Source organism: Epibacterium sp. ABV4_022, assembly GCF_056159345.1.
On sequence record NZ_JBSWVA010000002.1, the window covers coordinates 31,609 to 47,563 of the forward strand.

The following is a 15,955-nucleotide window of genomic DNA, read 5'->3' on the forward strand; positions in this document are numbered from 1 at the left end:
GGAGTATGCCAATGGGCGATTTCGACGATCCTTTTGCAGAGCCGGGCGACACCGACAAAACGGTGATCCGGCCCAATCCCGGTGGCCGGCGTGCGGCACAGCCGCAGGCACCCAGCGCACCAGCACCGCAGCCCGTTGCCTCGGGCGGTGATGCGGCATTTGGCGTGCCGCGATCGGCGCCGGCGGCCTCGACGTCGGGGCCCAAGGCGCCAGCGGTCGCGCTGACAGGGATGAACCAGCTGACGGCTTGCGCAACGGCGCTGTTTGCGCTGATCAGCCGGATCCGCAACCGGGCGCAGCATATGGACCCCGACAAGCTGCGCCAGAGTGTGGTCGGAGAGGTGCGTGCTTTTGAAAATCGTGCCCTGCAGGCAGGCATCCCAGCGCAAACTGTAAAAATTGCGCGCTATGCGCTGTGCGCGACATTGGATGATGTTGTGTTGAATACGCCATGGGGCGGACAATCTGCCTGGGGTTTGCAGTCCATGGTCGGCACCTTCCACCGTGAAACCGTCGGCGGTGACCGTTTTTATGATCTGCTTGCGCGTTTGGAGAAAGAACCTGCAACCAATATCGACATGCTGGAGTTTCTCTATATGTGCATGTCGCTGGGGTTCGAGGGGCGCTTGCGGGTGGAGCCGGGCGGATCCGAGAAACACCTGCAAATTCGCGCTGCTCTGGCCCGGATCATCCGCGGCCAGCGTGGTCAGGTCGAGTGGGAACTGTCACCGAACTGGAAAGGCGTCGTAAAACCCTTTGTGGTGCGTTCCGCCTGGCGGTTGGTTTGGATCTCTATCGCGGTTGCTGCCGTTTTGCTGGCGGGACAGTTTGTTGGGCTGAGTTGGGCGCTGTCGTCGAACACCGAACGGGTCATTGGCAAGATGCAGACCGTCGAAGCAGGGCAGGTCGCCACATTGGAGCGCCGCGCTCCGCCACCGCCGCCACCGCCACCGGTCCCCACCATCGAGCAGCAGGTGGCAAAGGTCGCCGGTTTCCTGGATCAGGAGATCAAGGACGGCATCGTCGAGGTCTTTCCCAAGGGCAATACGCTGACCATACGTTTGGCGGGCTCCGGCATGTTCGGGTCTGGCTCGGATCAGCTGAAAGCCGCTTTTGATGACCCGATCGACCGGGTGGCAGAGGCGCTGAACGATGAACCGGGCCGCGTGATTGTTGTGGGGCATTCCGACAATGTGCCGATCCGGTCTGCGCGTTTCCCATCAAACATGGCCCTGTCTCTGGCCCGTGCCAAATCCGTTATGGCGCGCATGGCGGACGAGTTGAGCGCTCCGGAACGGCTGTCGGCCGAGGGGCGCGCGGACAAAGAGCCGATCGCGGACAACGCCACCCGCGAAGGGCGTGCCAAGAACCGAAGAATTGAAGTCCTGCTTGTGCAGGAGGTGCAAGAATGATCCGTCGCTTTATCCTGCCGTTGTTTCGCTCGATTTATACCATCCTGATCCTGCTGGCAGCGGCGCTATCGGCCTGTATCTGGTATTTTGCGCCTTTCATCGGCTCTGATACCTGGCGTCCGTTTGACAGTGTGTCGTCGCGGCTGATTGCCATCGGCGTCCTGTGGGTGCTGACCTTGCTGACGCTGCTGCTGATCGCTCTGATCCGGGCACGGCGGGACCGTCAGATGACCGAAGAAATCGCCGAGGCTGTCGATACCGCGGAGGATGATGTCATTGGTGAGGAACTTGTCGAGCTGAAAGGCAAGTTCAAGACGGCTCTGACCGAGCTGCGGAAGTCCAAGAACGGGCGCAAGCACCTCAATCAACTGCCCTGGTACATCATGATTGGTCCGCCCGGCGCGGGCAAGACCACCGCCATCGTGAACTCCGGCCTGCAGTTTCCATTGGCCGACAAACTGGGCAAGGCTGCGATTGGCGGTGTCGGCGGCACGCGGAATTGCGACTGGTGGTTCACCAACAAGGCTGTCCTGATCGATACGGCGGGCCGCTATACGACGCAGGAAAGCGATCAGGAAACCGACAATGCTGCCTGGCTCGGCTTCCTCAACCTCTTGAAGAAATATCGCAAGCGTCAGCCGATCAACGGGGCGATCATTGCGATTTCGCTCTCCGACCTCTCCCTGCAGGATGAGTTGACGCAAAAGGCCCATGCCACCGCCATTCGCAATCGGCTCGCCGAACTGCGCGAACGTCTCGGCGTGCGCTTTCCGGTCTATGTCGTCTTTACCAAGGCGGACTTGATCGCAGGTTTTCAGGAGTATTACGACACGCTTGGCAAGGAAGAACGCGAGCAGGTCTGGGGCTTCACCCTGCCGTTGGCCAAGGCCAAGTCCGATGCGGACCCGATTACCCGATTTGATGAGGAATTTGCAGGTTTGCTCGGGCAGCTGAACGCCCAGCTTATGGAAAAGATGCAGGCGGAAACCGATCCGCAGCGTCGGGCGCTGGTGGCGGGCTTTCCCTCGCAAGTTGCCTCTGTGCGCGGGGTGGCGCGCGAGTTCCTGAAAGAGGTCTTTCAGGACAATGCCTACCAAAAGAGGCAGATGTTGCGTGGTGTCTACCTTGCCTCGGGCACTCAGGAAGGCACCCCCATCGACCGGTTGATGCTCGGCATGGCTCAGACCTTCGGCATTGGCCGACAGGCGATCGGGTCTGGCAAGGGCACTGGGCGTTCGTACTTTCTGACCCGTCTGTTCGAGGGCGTCATGTTCCCGGAAGCAGGGCTGGTGTCGTCGGATGACAAGATTGAGCGGCGTTATCGCTGGGCGCGCCGTGTCGCCGTTGCTGCCACCATTCTTGTCAGCGTGGCGATGGGGGGCTTGTGGGTCAATTCGTTCCTCAAGAACAAGGCATTGATTGCAAAGGCCAGTGCGCAGGTCGATGAGTATCAGACTGCAGCCGCGGCGCTGCCGCAAAGCCCGGTTGGTGACACCGATCTCGTTCCTGTGGTGGCGGCCCTCAACCATCTGCGGGATCTGCCGGGGAACCCCGTTTTGTCCACGCCGGAACCGGCGCTTTCAGAAACCTACGGCCTGTATCAGGGCGAGGTGATCGGCACCCAAGGGGCCCAAACCTACCGTTCCGCGCTGAACCGCCGCTTCCTGCCGCGGCTATTGGTTCGGCTGGAAGAGCAGATTGCCGGGAACATCAATGACGTCGACGCGCTCTATGAAGCGCTGAAGATCTATCTGATGCTTGGGTTGCAAGGGCCCATGAACCCGGATCTGGTCAAGGAGTTCCTCAACAATGACTGGTCCGAGGTGACATATTCCGGTGTGGTTCGACAGCAATTGCGTGCAGATCTGAACGATCACCTCGATGCGCTTCTGTCCCAGCCAATGGAGGAAATCGCGCTGAACGGTGACTTGATTGCGCAGGCACGTGGGGTTTTGGCCGAGATGCCGATGTCCCAGCGGGTCTATTCGGGGATCATCAATTCCCGGGCCGCGACCGAGCTGCCGCAGTGGCGATTGACCGATGTCGGCGGACCGGAGGTCACGCGCGTCATGACCCGGAATTCGGGTAAGCCGATGGCGGAGGGGATCGAGGGGATCTTTACCTACAACGGCTTCAACAACGTCTTTCTGACCGAGGCCGTGAGCGTCTCCAACCGCTTGCAGAGTGAAGCGTGGGTCCTCGGTGACAGCAGCCAGGAGGCACAGAGCGAGGCGGCGCTGCTGTCCTTGAGCCGCGACGTGCTGGATCTCTATTACAACGACTTTATCGGGCGCTACGATGATCTCTTGGGGGATCTGGACGTCATCCCGTTGCAATCGCTGAACCAGGCCGTGGATGTTACGCGCATCTTGTCCGGGGCCAGCTCTCCGATCGAGAACGTCTTGCGCGCGGTGGCCAAGGAAACGCAACTGACGCAATCTCAATCTGCGCTCGACACCTCTGCCGTCAATGATGGCATCGGTCAGGTCGCGAGCCTCGAAGCGCGCTCCAGCCTGTCTTTGCAAGGCGAAATCTTGTTGGAAGCTCTGATGAAGTCCGCAACCACGCAAGGCGGGCAACAGCAGCTTCCACCGGGGAAATTTGTCGAGAACCGGTTCGCGTGGTTGCATCAGATGGTGGACGCCCCCGAGGGGCAGCCGTCGCAGCTGGATGGTCTGATGGGGCTGTTGCTGACCGTCTATCAGGAACTGAACAAGATGACGATCAGCGGGATTTCCACAGGAGGAGCCAGCAGCCAGGCGCTGCTCCAGTTCCAGCAAGCGGCGAGCCAGTATCAGGGGCCGATGCAACGCTGGGCCAAGCAGATCACGGTCGGGTCCTCCGGCATTACCTCCGAAGGGACACGGGCATCCATCAACGCCGCCTGGCAATCGGATGTCCTGCCGTTTTGTACGCAGGCGTTGTCCAACCGATACCCGTTCAATCGGTCGGCCCGCGCCGATGTCGCAATGGCGGATTTCGCCAAGCTGTTCGCACCGGGCGGTATGATCGACGGGTTCTTTAACCAGCATCTCGCGCAATATGTGGATACGTCGACCACACCCTGGACCTTCAAATCGACCGGTGCGGGGGCGGATCTCGGGATTAGCCAAGCGGTGCTGAACCAGATGCAATACGCCACTGAGATCCGTGACGCGTTCTTTGCCTCCGGGTCAGCGCCGCTGGTGCCGTTCCAGATCACGCCCAAGGCGTTGGATCCAAAGGCCAAGGAGATGATCTTGGAAATCGACGGCACAACCGTTGCTTTCAATCACAAGATGGGTCAGCCGACGCCCGTTGCGGTGACCTGGCCGGGCTCGGTGGGGCTGGCGCGGATCACGCTCAACCCGCAGCGTCGTGACAGCGAGAATATCCTGTCCAAGGATGGTCCCTGGGCCTGGTTCCGACTGCTTGACGCAGCCGAAGTCAGGCGTACGAATGCGGTGGACCGTCGGCGCGTGAACTTTACCGTTGGTGGCCGCCTGGCGCTGTTTGAATTGCAGGCAGGATCGGCCGTGAACCCATTTGCTCTGCCGGCAATGGCAAAGTTCTCTTGCCCGAAGTCGATGTAATGACCGCGGGTTTCGGAGCCTATGGCAAGATGCCGACGGTCGGCGACTTCTTTCGACTGTCGCTGCCGAGCGGGTTTGTAAAGATGTGGGACCCCTGGATTCAGTCGATCATGACCGCTGGGCAGCGCACGTACGGGCCACATTTTGACCAGTACTACATGTCCGCTCCGATCTGGCGGTTCACTCTGTCGGCCGGATTGGCCGGAGGACAGAAACTGACCGGCGTCCTCATGCCCTCGGTGGATCGGGTGGGGCGGCGCTTCCCACTCACGCTTGTCAGTGCTTTGCCGACGCCGGGGCCGGTCGGATGCGATCATCTCAGCGATACGGATCTGTTCGAACGTCTGGAAGATATTGCGCTGGACTGTCTTGAAGATAACATGAACCAAGAGCGACTGGCGCAATTGCTGGCAACGGTGAAGGTGCCGGATATGCGTGCGGTTGCTCCGGTCCGGTCAAGCGGGGAGACCATAGTCTTGACCGGCGTTGGGGAGGTGTCGCGCTTGCCAGTGGCCGTCGCGGGTGGCCTACTGGAACAGCAGGGGCGGGATCTCTCCGTCTGGTCAGCGGTTCTGGACGGCAGTCCGCGGATGTTGGCCTGCAAGGGGCTTCCCTCGGAAGCTCAGGCCATGGGTCTTTTTGACCTCGGCGCAAGTATCTGGAGAGAGGCCAGGCCGATATGACTGAAATGCGTAACACCCGCTTTGTTGGTCAAACCCATACGGGACTGGTTCGCAAGACCAATGAAGATGCGATCTTGAGCCTGTCTGAGCATGAAATCTGGCTGGTGTCGGATGGAATGGGCGGCCACGATGCCGGAGATTACGCCAGTCGACTGATCGCGGATATGGTTGCAACCATTCCTCCGGACCTTGGCCCGGCAGAGAAAATGCATGCCTTGCGGGATGCGATACAGGGCGCGCACCGTGCCATACAGGCAGAATCCGACACTCGGGGCGGTGCGACGATCGGAGCGACGGTTGCAGTGCTCACCGTCAGTCAGGGCTATTTTCTGTGTTTGTGGGCGGGAGACAGCCGCATCTATCGCTTGCGCAACCGGCAGATCGAGTTGCTGACGACGGATCATTCGGCGGTGGCGGAATACGTCCTCGCCGGCAAGATGAACTGGGATGAGGCGGACCAGCATCCGCAGGCAAACGCGATCACCAGAGCCGTCGGCATCCCCGGTGAGCTTGTGCTTGACAAGGTGCGCGGCGAGACCGCGCCCGGCGACCGGTTTCTGTTGTGTTCCGATGGGCTGACCAAATACGCCACGTTTTCGATGCTGGAGGATATACTGTCCTCCACACCATTGGATAATCTGAGTGATAAGCTCATCCAGTTGGCGTTGGCCGGTGGTGGCGCGGACAATGTGTCGGTGATCGTCGTCGACGTGCTCTGACCGGGCAACGCGCCTGATTTGTCCAGGTTAAGACGCGCGCGGCTAAGGTTCGGCCGTGGTCAGAATGCTGCTGTCCAGTGAAAGGATATGCCCGGCGTCATTGGCTGCGCTCTTTTTCAGGGCATCCGCAAAGCTGGCAGCGCTCTCCGCCGTTGGGCGCATGCCATCAAACAGAGGCTCCGCCGAATGCAAGACGAGGATCTTGCTCTTGCCGAGGGTGCTGTCATCAACCTTGAACGCAATCCCATTTGTCGCGCTCGCATCCTCGAGGCTGAAGGCAACACGCAGAGGTAGCTCCCCCGACTGTCCGGAGCGCAGCGCACCGACTTCATGATCCTGCCGGTTGATATTGGGCAGCAGATGGAAAACATTTCCGGTTACATCAAGGATCGAGACGGTCAGAAATCCGTCCGTCAGCTCGGGGGGGAGGACGACGTCGATGACGGGGTTTTCACCAATAAAGAACCGCCCCGATGGGTTCGGGTCCCCGGTGCTGCCGTCAAAGTACCGCACAGTTACCCCGCCAGGAGGCGCTTTCGGCAAGCGTTGTTCCACGATGCAAAGTGCCGGATTGAGGACCTCCAGCTGCAGATCAACCGCCCGCCCGTCCGCGATGTTCGTGAGTTCGTCAAATAGGCGTATCTGGGTTTCTGTACTCGCGACCTGTCCGGTGACACGCAGGCTCTCATCTGGCGCGTACCCGGTGCCAACCGACGCGCCCTGAAGGATCAGTGGGCCGCAGTCTGCGTGCGCATCCACAATGTCCCGCGGGACGTCGCGATCCAGGAGCGGCAACTCGAACGCGATTTCAACGATGCCGATCAGGGCTCCGGGCATATCCCCGCCAAAAAAGCCATCGAGATCCGCCAGGAGCGCCGCATCGGAGGTTTTGCCTGTCAGTTTCGCGTTGTTGTTCTCGACCACAAGACGCCAATCCTGGAGGCCGGATAACGGATCAAGCGTAAACAGGATATCACGTACCCAGGTCTCCGCGATATCGCCGCTGGCAAGGACAAGCTCCCCTTCATCGATGACATTCATCAGGGCTGCGTGCGCCTCTTCGCCGGGGACATTGCCAGAGGCGCGGATAGGCCCACCTTCGTTGCGCTCGACAATCAGGCGAAACGGATCCGCGACGGGATAGGATGGTCGCAGTAAGGGATCGAGGCTGCCCGACAGCCATGCGCCCGCACCGCCGATCACGAGCAGGAGTGTAACAACCAAGACGATCATGCCGCGGCGGGATCCCTTGCGCGCAGGCGGGAGCGGATCTTCGGCTTGCGTGGTGCCCGATGGGCGCACGGTGGAACGCGGCACGATGATGGTCGCATCTTCGACGGCCTCCGCAGGAGAGCCCACCAGAGCATCGAGCGGCGTGGACTGGTCGCCGTCGGCCGCGACGCCCGGTGCCTTGAGAAAATCGAGGACCTCAGCTGCTGACTGGAAACGATCCGCCGGATCAGGTGCGCACATCCGTTCGATAAGCGTCTTGAAGGGCGGCGGCAGATCCTCGGTCACCAGAGGTTTCCGCTTGTTTTCCACCACTTCCATGGGGTTGGCCCCCAACGACGGCGACTGCCCGCGATAATTCGCCAGCAGCAATGCGCCCAGAGAGTAGATATCGGATCGGGCGTCGGTCTGGCCGCTCATTTGTTCAGGCGCGGCGTAGGAGTATTTTCCGGCAAACTCGTTGCCGACAATGGTCTCAGCGCCTGGGTTGGTATCCTTGGCGATGCCAAAGTCGATAATGACTGCCTGAGAGGGATCGCCCCCGCGCAGAATAATATTATCGGGGCTCAAGTCGCGATGCACGATCTTGCGCTTGTGGGCGGCCTGCAACCCCTCGCTGACCCGTTGGCAAATCGTCAGCAGGTCTTCTACCGGCATTGGCCCCTGCTTGAGCTTCTGATCAAGCCCAGGACCTTCGATATAGTCCATCAACAGATAGATTCGCCCGTCGGCCGTGCGGTGGTTTTCCGAATAGCGGACAACCGCATCATGACGGATTTCGCGGATGTTCTCTTCCCGCGCCATCAGCACGGTGAAATCCTCGTTCCCCGAGAACTCCTGCTTCAGGATTTTCAGGGCAACCGCATTGCCGGAAATCTCGGAACGGGCCTTGTATACCTCTGACGTGCCACCCCGGCCAAGCAGAGCTTCGATGCGATAGGTATTGTTCAGCAGATCGCCGGGTTGAAACATGTCCCCGGGCCGGGAGTCGATCATTCGGGCCTCTCCAGCCTGGATAGTTTCACACGGTTTTTCATACGGTTAGCCCAGGGCCTGAAATTCCACCCGGCGGTTCTCATCCGCGCGCGGGTCCTCCGCGTTGAATGGCGCGGTCTCCCCCATGCCGATCGCCTTGAGCGAGTCGGCGCTTACCCCACAATCACTGACCAAATGCCGGCGCACTTCCTGTGCACGCAGCAGCGAGAGCCGTTCGTTGTAGGTCGCCGATCCGGAACTGTCGGTGTGACCGATGATCTGAAAAACGGTGTCGTCCATCGCCTTCATCGACGCGCACATATTGGCAAGCTTGGGTTTTTGGTCGTCGCGAAGAGTCGCGCTGTCGAAGTCGAAGGAAATCTGGACGTTGATCTGCGATGCTTCATCGAGGGCGTTGTAGGCGTCAGCCGCCGCGGCGACGGTCGCAGTTTCGGTGTCTTCGGCGACACTGCCTTCTGCCGCGTTGGGAACGATAACCAGGCCACGCGTCTTTTGCTTTTTGAAGGCTTCAGTGATCTCTTCGACTGACAGATCCTGTGCGGAAACGGGGGCGCTCAGGCAGACAGCAGCGGTAAACAACGACATTGCCAAGGTACGGAAACGGACCATCTATGTGCCCTCCCTTATCATTCCTCTAATGTTACGCCGAGTTTATACTACGCCCCAGTTGGTGCCAATGGCTGCAATCCCGGTGAACACGAATTCCAAGATAAAATTCACTTTTGTAGCTGATAGGTTGGGGGTAGACCCTCCGTATTCAAGAGTGAGCTGTCGATAAAGGAATGCCATGAAGGTTCTACCCGCTATCATCATCGCGCTTGGTTTGTTGGCTGCTCCTGCGCTCTGGTTCGGATTGTCCTATCTTTTCAAAGAACAAGGCTACGGTAGCGGTGCTGTGGACTCCGAAGCGCGGATCGAGATCGAACTGCTTCGTCAGCAGGTCGAAGACACCCAACTGAAGCTGGACGATCTGCAAAAGGAACTGTCCTCGCTCGCCAACCAGAACCGGTCGGTCGCGCCCTCGGCGAATCTTCAGGACGAAGAGGACTCCCTGCTTCGGCAAACCGGTCCGAATGCGATTCTGGACTCATATGCGCAGGTCGTGTTGATCGCGGATCGGCGCAATGTGAATGATGGCCTCAAGGTTGCCGGCGGCACATATCTTTCCGAAAAGCTCGGCCGTCCACGCGAAGATCTGACCGATGACTGTCAGCCGATGACCAACGCCCGCTTGAAGGAAAAGCTTGTTCTGGAGCAGGTCGGGCCGATCCGGGTGCGGATGCTCGCGCCCGCCATCGAGAGTCTCAAGGTCGTTTTTGATAACATTCAAAAAGCGGATCCGGATCTCTATGAGCGGATCAATACGGCAGGATCGCTCTGTGTGCGCCGTATCCGAGGGACTCAGAATTCGCTTTCAACCCATAGCTACGGTTTGGCTGTCGACCTCAATATCGACGGCCGATTGGATACGTTGGGCGATGGGAAGACCCAGCTTGGTCTGACGATCCTCGCCGATTTCTTCAAGGACGAAGGCTGGGTCTGGGGCGCAGGCTTTGGTCGCGAGGACAGCATGCATTTTGAAATCAGCCGCCGTCAGCTGGACCTTTGGCTGGCGGAAGGCCGACTGTAGGGCAGGGGCCCCTGTTCGCGATTGATCACGCGGCATCCAGCCCACGATCGATCTGACCTCGAATGCAGGCTAAAAAGTTACCGCTTCTGCGGCCTATCCGTCCTCTATTCCATATGCCTTTCTGATGCCGCGTTGGGTCCCCGGTCCAAAATCGCCATCAATGGCGCCAGCATAGAACTTGTTGTCGCGCAGTCGGACCTGAAGCGCCCGCCGGGTTTCCGCCGTGAACATGCTGGGTCGTTCGCTCAGCAGTTTCAGCACATCCTGACTTCCGGACCTGAGCGCCTGATAGAGGTATTTTGCCGCGTCTTCCGGACCTTTTGATGGAATATGCCCATCATCGATCAACGCCGCGAAATTGAACTGCGCTTGGGGGTGGCGCAGATCCGCGGCCCGTTCAAAATACCGGAGCGCCTTGCCCGGATCAGCAGGCAACCCCAGCCCGCCTTGGTAGTGCATAAAGCCCAGATCATTGATCGCATCGGCAAAATTCTGTTCTGCGGCAGAGCGATAAAGTTCCAGTGCCTTGGCTTCATCCTGAGCAACTCCGGTTCCACGTTCATACAGCTTGGCAAGTTCGAATTGCGCTTCCGGAGAGCCCGCATCTGCGGCGCGCGTCAGAAAATCCACAGCGGCCTTGGGGTCGAACCGGCCCTCATTCGGGTTGAGCCGCATATAGGCCAGGCCCAGCATGGACCGCGTGTCCCCGAGATCCGCAAGCGCCAGCAATTGCGCTTCCTGATCGGGGCGCAGACGAGACCAGGCTTTGGAGGCATCACCCGCATCGAGACCGTCGTCCCCCTCGGCCGGGCCGGCCAGGTAGAACGGAATGCCGGTTAAAGAGCCGTATGTATGCGGTTCTTGCAGGTTGCCGGTTCGGTCCAGAACGCTGTCACGCACCTGACGGAACATCAGGCTGATTTCCAGTCCGGGTTGGGTCATCTTCTCCATCAGAGAAAGGGCAAAGGGGCTGTTGTTGCCTTTGCCGTCCAAAGCGACCTGTCCGTCCTTGGCGGCAAAGGCAACCAATGTCCCGCGATCCGGATTGGCCGCGGCCAGGCCCCCACCGCCGCGTGTGGTCTCTTCCGGAGTGTTTCCGTTTGCGGTTTCCACGGCTGCCAGGTCGATCGCATCCCCCAGCGGGTTATCGCGACAGCTGTCGAGGATGACGATCCTCATCTTGCGGGCGCGGTCAACCGCTGCAAGCAGGTCCTTCAGTGACGGGGATTGGTCCTGAACATCCTTGTTCGAGGACACTTTTGCGTCGACCGGGATCAGAAAATTCTCGCCCTGAACCTCGATTCCATGTCCGGCAAAATAGATCAGCGCAAGGTCGGCCACTTCGGATTTGAATGCAAACTCGTCCAACAGACGTTCCATTTCGGCGCTGCTGGCGTCGACCGAGAGGGTCACGTCAAAGCCGATGGTCTCCAATGTCCGCGAGATCGCTTCTGCATCGTTGCGGGTGTTGGTGAGTGCGGGGAGATGCGCATATTCGGACATGCCAATGATCAATGCGATTCGATCATTGGCAGCAGCCACCCGCACCACGGATGACAGTGTCGCGACACAGCTTAGGAAAAACAGCAGGACCAAAGGCTGACGGACCACGGTGCGAAAGTTCACAAACATGCAAGGACTCACGGGGGTTTGAGAAATCAATTGCCGTAAGGATACCCTGTTTTAAGCGGTTTGCGAAGAACGCACTCTTCCTCATGGGGGCCGAGTCACGCCGCCGTTACCGGGTCGAGCAAAGCGACTGGTGCGATTGACGGTGTGTCCGGAGCGATCCAAACGCCGTGCGCGCCGTTTGTTGGATTATAATATCGGGGCAGATCGCTGCATTCACGCCCGCCTCTGTATCCGCGACATGTTTGGGCGCATCTTCAATGTGAAATGTATCGTGGTCCCCTGCTCAACTGCGGTATCGCACCAGATCGCACCATTGTGCCGTTTGGCGATTTTGGCACAGGTGGCCAGACCCAGCCCGGTTCCTGGCAGGTCACTGCTGCGCTGAAGGCGTTTGAATGGCTCGAATATCCGTGCTCGGTATTCTTTGGGCACTCCGATACCATTGTCTGAAATCGAAAACTGAACCCCGTCGCCGACCGGTTTGGCGGAAATATCTATCCTCGGTGTTGCGTCACCGCGGTACTTTATGGAATTGCCGATCAAGTTTTGCAAAAGCTGGGACACGTCTGGCGGAAAACACAGCACGTCGACATCAGATAGGTTGGTCTCGACCACTGCTCCGGAATTGGAGATATCCTGCGCCAGGGCCAGACTGGCAGCCTCGACCAGGCTTTCGGCACTTACCTGTTCTGGCATGCCTTCGGTATGCGGATTGATGTGACTGGCGAGCCGTTCGATGAGATCCGACATCTTGGAGACCGAGCGTTTCATCAGATCGAACTCACGCTTAACTTCGTCCAGGTCCCCGGCTTCAAAGTCTTCGAGTATTTGGTCGCTGAGAAACTTGATCGCCCGAATGGGGGCGCGGAGGTCGTGTACAAGAACATCCGAGAATTGCTGCAGCTCTTTCTGGTGTTCCTCGATACGCCACTTCATCCGGGCAACCTGCAGCCCGTTGCCAATCATGCGGTTGAGCGCATCGGGGGTAATGGTTGATTTTGCGATATAATCCGCTGCGCCACTCAGGATCGCGCTCTTGGCGACTTCTTCGTCCCCCTGGCCGGTCATGATGAAGATGACGGAATGCGGCCAACAGCGAAGGAAACTCGACAGCAGATCCAACCCGGAGACCCCCGGGAGGAGATAGTCGAGAAAGATGACTTCCACATCCTGATCCGCATGCGCGGTGGCGGCCTCGCCGTTTTCTGCCTCGAGAATTGTAGCCTCGGGGTAAAGGCCTGATAGGTATCGCTGCATAAGTTTGCGATCACCACGGTCGTCTTCAACAATCAGTATGCTTTTATCAACCATGTGAGCCTCTCCGAACATCGATGACGGGCAGTTCGACATACCGCCAGAAACTGTCCATGACCGACATGAGTTCGATGAACATGTCGCCAGCCCGGGATTTCAGAATATACCCCGCGACATTGTTGGAATAGGCAGCCGAGATATCGCGTTCATCATCGGACGTGGTCAGCACGAAGAACAATGTGCGACACAGAGCCGGGTCGTCGCGCAGGGCTTCCACAAGTTCGATACCGGACATGCGCGGCATGTTGATATCACTGAGCACAATAAACTGCTGAGGAGGCTGGCGATCCGTTTCCCCCTTGAGATAGGCCAACGCGTCCGATCCGTTCTTGAAGCGGGTCAATGGGTTCGCAATCCGAGCTTTCTTGAACGCGCGGTGGATCGCCTTGGCATCACCGTCATCATCCTCAACGAGGATGATCTTGATGTCGCGGTGACCTGCGGGGTGGGAAGAAGACATTATGCAGCCTCGTTTTGTTGCCGTAGGTCACGCGGCCAACGGAATTCGAATACAGTTCCGCGGTTTCCATCGGAGATCACCTGAATCTCTCCACCTGCAACCTCGATGTGTTTCTTAACAAAGGCCAAACCCATACCGCTGCCCTCCAGTTGATCTCGGGACTGAAGGGTTTGGAACACCTCGAAGATGCGATCATGGTAGATAGGCTCAATACCCGGGCCGTCATCTTCGACCCGGAACCGCAGGAACCCGGCCTCTTCTTCCACGGATACTTCGATCGCGCCATGGGGGCGGTCGTGATGTCGGATGCTGTTGCTCAGCAGATTGACCAGTACCGTTTCGAGCGGCAATTTGCGGAAGCGCAGCTTGAGGAAGCTCTCTGCGAACCTGACCGTCATGCCGTCAGGCACTTCGAGTAATCCCAGCAATTCGTCCGCCAGCTCACGTCCCGAGATCTGTGTCTCCGGTTCAGCCACCCGGCCGATCCGAGAATGCTGCAAGAGATCGTTGAGCAAGCGCTCCATACGATTGGCGCGGCTTTGCAGCAGATGCATGCTCTCGCGGGTGTCGTCATTGAGATAGGGTTCCAAATCCTCCTCAAGCCAGGAAATGGCATTGTTGATAACCCGCAATGGCGCCTTTAGGTCGTGGGATGCGATATATGCAAATTGATCCAGCTCTGCATTTGACCTCTTCAACGCTGCAATCAGCGCGTCGGCTTTTTGCGCGGCAAAGGTCTCTGTCGTGATGTCACGGAGCATGACAATAAAGCGCGTTCCCTCAGCGTAGAGGGCGCGCTGCACCGCGACTTGCAGAATTGTGCTTTCTGACGCTCCGTGTCGGCAGGTAACAGAAAAGCGCAGAGGCTCATCTGAGTCCGCGCGGTGCATCAGATTGGACCTCGTCAACTCTGGGTCGCAGTGCAGAACATCCGCCAACCTGCGCCCGATCAGGCGCGGGGCAGCGAGGCCGAGGATCTGCGTCGCTGCCGGGTTCACGTCTTCGATTGATCCGTCTTCGCGAAGCGTGACAACGCCCTCTGCAGCATTGCTGAGCACCATTTCCAGGCGCTGTGTTTCGCGAATGAGATCATTGGTGAGATGTGAAAATTCTTTTGCAATAACAGAAACTTCATCGTGTCCGTCAAACTCTTCGGGAACGGGGCGCAAGGAACTGCTGCTGGATCGAATATCAGTTAGGAGTTTTTCCAAGGGCGCAAGCAGCCGCGAGGTCAAAAAATAACCCATGCAGGACGCGGAGAGGGTTAATCCCAGCGCATTCAGAACATTGTGAAGAAGTGCCGTTCGAGCCGCTGCCAGCATTTGACGCAGATCCACAAAGGAAGCGATGCGGATTGTGAACGGGATGTTGTGAGAACTGAGATCGACGCGGGTGACAAAGATCCCGGTGTTGCTGTCACCGGCAACCAGCTGACCTTCTCCTGTCGTGAAGATGTCGTCGACTGCTTCCAGACTTTCTCCGCTCTCTGCCTGCACGGCAAAGCGCATGTCCTCAGGGCCAAGAAGTGTCCCTGCTGAGGTCTTGTTTTCGATGGCATAATACGTTTGACCGATCTCGTTGCCAGTCTTTGGCAGGGCAAAAAGCTCAGCGATATGCGCGTTTATGACAATCGCGCCGATCAGGTTGCCGTCGATATCGGCGATCCGCTTCAACGATCTCAGGGTGGGCGGTCCTGATGCGACCCCATGTTCCCGATTGCGCGTGACATGAGAGAACTGACTTTCTTCCGAGGACCCGGATACCAGCGTCCGGACATAAGGCTCATCGCCCTTGGCCTGCAACTCATCCTGCGATGTAATCCGCACCGAGCCGTTGATGCTGTCCACGCGGACAAATTCTCGCCAGTTGCGCTGTGGGAGCAAAAGCCGAATTTGACTATAGGCATCGCGATTCTGAATGAGGCTGACAAAAAGCGTTTCCAGCCGTTTCCGCCAATGCGTCAGGCTCGATCCGTCATAAGGATCTATGCCCGAGGGCGTCATCAAGGAGCGAAATATCCCCGCAATGGGCGGAAATCCCACAATCGTCTCTGCATCTTGAGACATGGTTGTCAGCGTATCGAGAATATAGCGTGAATGCGTCTGATGGTTTTGTGCGATCAGCTGTTCAGTATGCTGACGAATGCGCTGACTGGTGTCTCGATAGCTGAGCGAAAAGAACACAGCAAAAGAGACGCCTAGAATAAGGCATACACCCAATGCAACTTTGGTTTTGATTGAAATCCATTTCAATGACACGCCTGCCATCTCCTCGGCAAGTCTTTGGCGGGATTGGTTCGGATCAATT

General features: G+C 58.4%; 11 protein-coding genes. 5 read left to right on the plus strand and 6 right to left on the minus strand.

Annotated features, from left to right (window positions below; genetic code table 11):
- Window positions 1–11 precede the first annotated feature (11 nt).
- The 4 genes from tssL to ACXAF5_RS19265 are packed head-to-tail and all read left to right on the plus strand — an operon-like array spanning window position 12 to window position 6,386.
- On the plus strand, window positions 12–1,412 hold the full coding sequence (gene tssL / locus ACXAF5_RS19250) for a type VI secretion system protein TssL, long form (protein WP_474947877.1): 1,401 nt from the start codon (window positions 12–14) through the stop codon (window positions 1,410–1,412).
- Window positions 1,409–4,984 carry a type VI secretion system membrane subunit TssM gene (gene tssM / locus ACXAF5_RS19255; protein ID WP_474947878.1) on the plus strand — a complete coding sequence of 1,192 codons (3,576 nt, stop codon included), beginning with the start codon at window positions 1,409–1,411 and terminating at the stop codon, window positions 4,982–4,984. The genes tssL and tssM overlap by 4 nt, the downstream gene beginning before the upstream one ends.
- Complete coding sequence (tagF, locus tag ACXAF5_RS19260; RefSeq protein WP_474947879.1) at window positions 4,984–5,667, plus strand: type VI secretion system-associated protein TagF; 684 nt, start codon at window positions 4,984–4,986, stop codon at window positions 5,665–5,667. Before tssM ends, tagF begins: the two co-directional genes overlap by 1 nt.
- Window positions 5,664–6,386, plus strand: coding sequence for a PP2C family protein-serine/threonine phosphatase (locus ACXAF5_RS19265; RefSeq protein WP_239324261.1), 723 nt, complete (start codon window positions 5,664–5,666; stop codon window positions 6,384–6,386). The genes tagF and ACXAF5_RS19265 overlap by 4 nt, the downstream gene beginning before the upstream one ends.
- Window positions 6,387–6,428: 42 nt before the next feature.
- Here ACXAF5_RS19265 and ACXAF5_RS19270 read toward each other — a convergent pair whose 3' ends face one another.
- Window positions 6,429–8,612: a serine/threonine protein kinase gene (locus tag ACXAF5_RS19270; RefSeq protein ID WP_474947880.1), complete on the minus strand. Its 2,184-nt coding sequence runs from the start codon at window positions 8,610–8,612 to the stop codon at window positions 6,429–6,431.
- Window positions 8,613–8,657: 45 nt separating this feature from the next.
- The gene (locus ACXAF5_RS19275; RefSeq protein ID WP_474947881.1) at window positions 8,658–9,221 is read right to left on the minus strand and encodes an OmpA family protein; all 564 of its coding nucleotides are present in this window, start codon (window positions 9,219–9,221) and stop codon (window positions 8,658–8,660) included.
- Window positions 9,222–9,399: 178 nt separating this feature from the next.
- On the opposite strand from ACXAF5_RS19275, the gene ACXAF5_RS19280 reads away from it, so the two are divergent.
- A complete protein-coding gene (locus ACXAF5_RS19280) occupies window positions 9,400–10,242 on the plus strand; it encodes a M15 family metallopeptidase (RefSeq protein WP_239324257.1) in 843 nt (280 codons plus the stop codon).
- A gap of 93 nt (window positions 10,243–10,335) precedes the next feature.
- On the opposite strand, the gene ACXAF5_RS19285 is transcribed toward ACXAF5_RS19280, so the two are convergent.
- The 4 genes from ACXAF5_RS19285 to ACXAF5_RS19300 all read right to left on the minus strand — a co-directional run bounded on the left by ACXAF5_RS19285 (window position 10,336) and on the right by ACXAF5_RS19300 (window position 15,915).
- Window positions 10,336–11,874, minus strand: a complete 1,539-nt coding sequence (locus ACXAF5_RS19285; protein ID WP_474947882.1) for a caspase family protein — start codon at window positions 11,872–11,874, stop codon at window positions 10,336–10,338.
- Between the two features lie 213 nt (window positions 11,875–12,087).
- Window positions 12,088–13,185, minus strand: coding sequence for a sensor histidine kinase (locus ACXAF5_RS19290; RefSeq protein ID WP_474947883.1), 1,098 nt, complete (start codon window positions 13,183–13,185; stop codon window positions 12,088–12,090).
- A complete protein-coding gene (locus tag ACXAF5_RS19295) occupies window positions 13,178–13,648 on the minus strand; it encodes a response regulator (protein WP_239324252.1) in 471 nt (156 codons plus the stop codon). Before ACXAF5_RS19295 ends, ACXAF5_RS19290 begins: the two co-directional genes overlap by 8 nt.
- Window positions 13,648–15,915: a sensor histidine kinase gene (locus ACXAF5_RS19300; protein ID WP_474947884.1), complete on the minus strand. Its 2,268-nt coding sequence runs from the start codon at window positions 15,913–15,915 to the stop codon at window positions 13,648–13,650. Before ACXAF5_RS19300 ends, ACXAF5_RS19295 begins: the two co-directional genes overlap by 1 nt.
- Window positions 15,916–15,955: the final 40 nt, after the last annotated feature.

Coding starts and splice junctions, on each gene's coding strand:
- ACXAF5_RS19300 (WP_474947884.1), bottom strand. CDS start 15,915: ATGGCAGGCGTGTCATTGAAATGGATTTCAATCAAAACCAAAGTTGCA.
- tssL (WP_474947877.1), top strand. CDS start 12: ATGGGCGATTTCGACGATCCTTTTGCAGAGCCGGGCGACACCGACAAA.
- ACXAF5_RS19275 (WP_474947881.1), bottom strand. CDS start 9,221: ATGGTCCGTTTCCGTACCTTGGCAATGTCGTTGTTTACCGCTGCTGTC.
- ACXAF5_RS19285 (WP_474947882.1), bottom strand. CDS start 11,874: ATGTTTGTGAACTTTCGCACCGTGGTCCGTCAGCCTTTGGTCCTGCTG.
- ACXAF5_RS19280 (WP_239324257.1), top strand. CDS start 9,400: ATGAAGGTTCTACCCGCTATCATCATCGCGCTTGGTTTGTTGGCTGCT.
- ACXAF5_RS19265 (WP_239324261.1), top strand. CDS start 5,664: ATGACTGAAATGCGTAACACCCGCTTTGTTGGTCAAACCCATACGGGA.
- tssM (WP_474947878.1), top strand. CDS start 1,409: ATGATCCGTCGCTTTATCCTGCCGTTGTTTCGCTCGATTTATACCATC.
- tagF (WP_474947879.1), top strand. CDS start 4,984: ATGACCGCGGGTTTCGGAGCCTATGGCAAGATGCCGACGGTCGGCGAC.
- ACXAF5_RS19295 (WP_239324252.1), bottom strand. CDS start 13,648: ATGTCTTCTTCCCACCCCGCAGGTCACCGCGACATCAAGATCATCCTC.
- ACXAF5_RS19270 (WP_474947880.1), bottom strand. CDS start 8,612: ATGATCGACTCCCGGCCCGGGGACATGTTTCAACCCGGCGATCTGCTG.
- ACXAF5_RS19290 (WP_474947883.1), bottom strand. CDS start 13,185: ATGGTTGATAAAAGCATACTGATTGTTGAAGACGACCGTGGTGATCGC.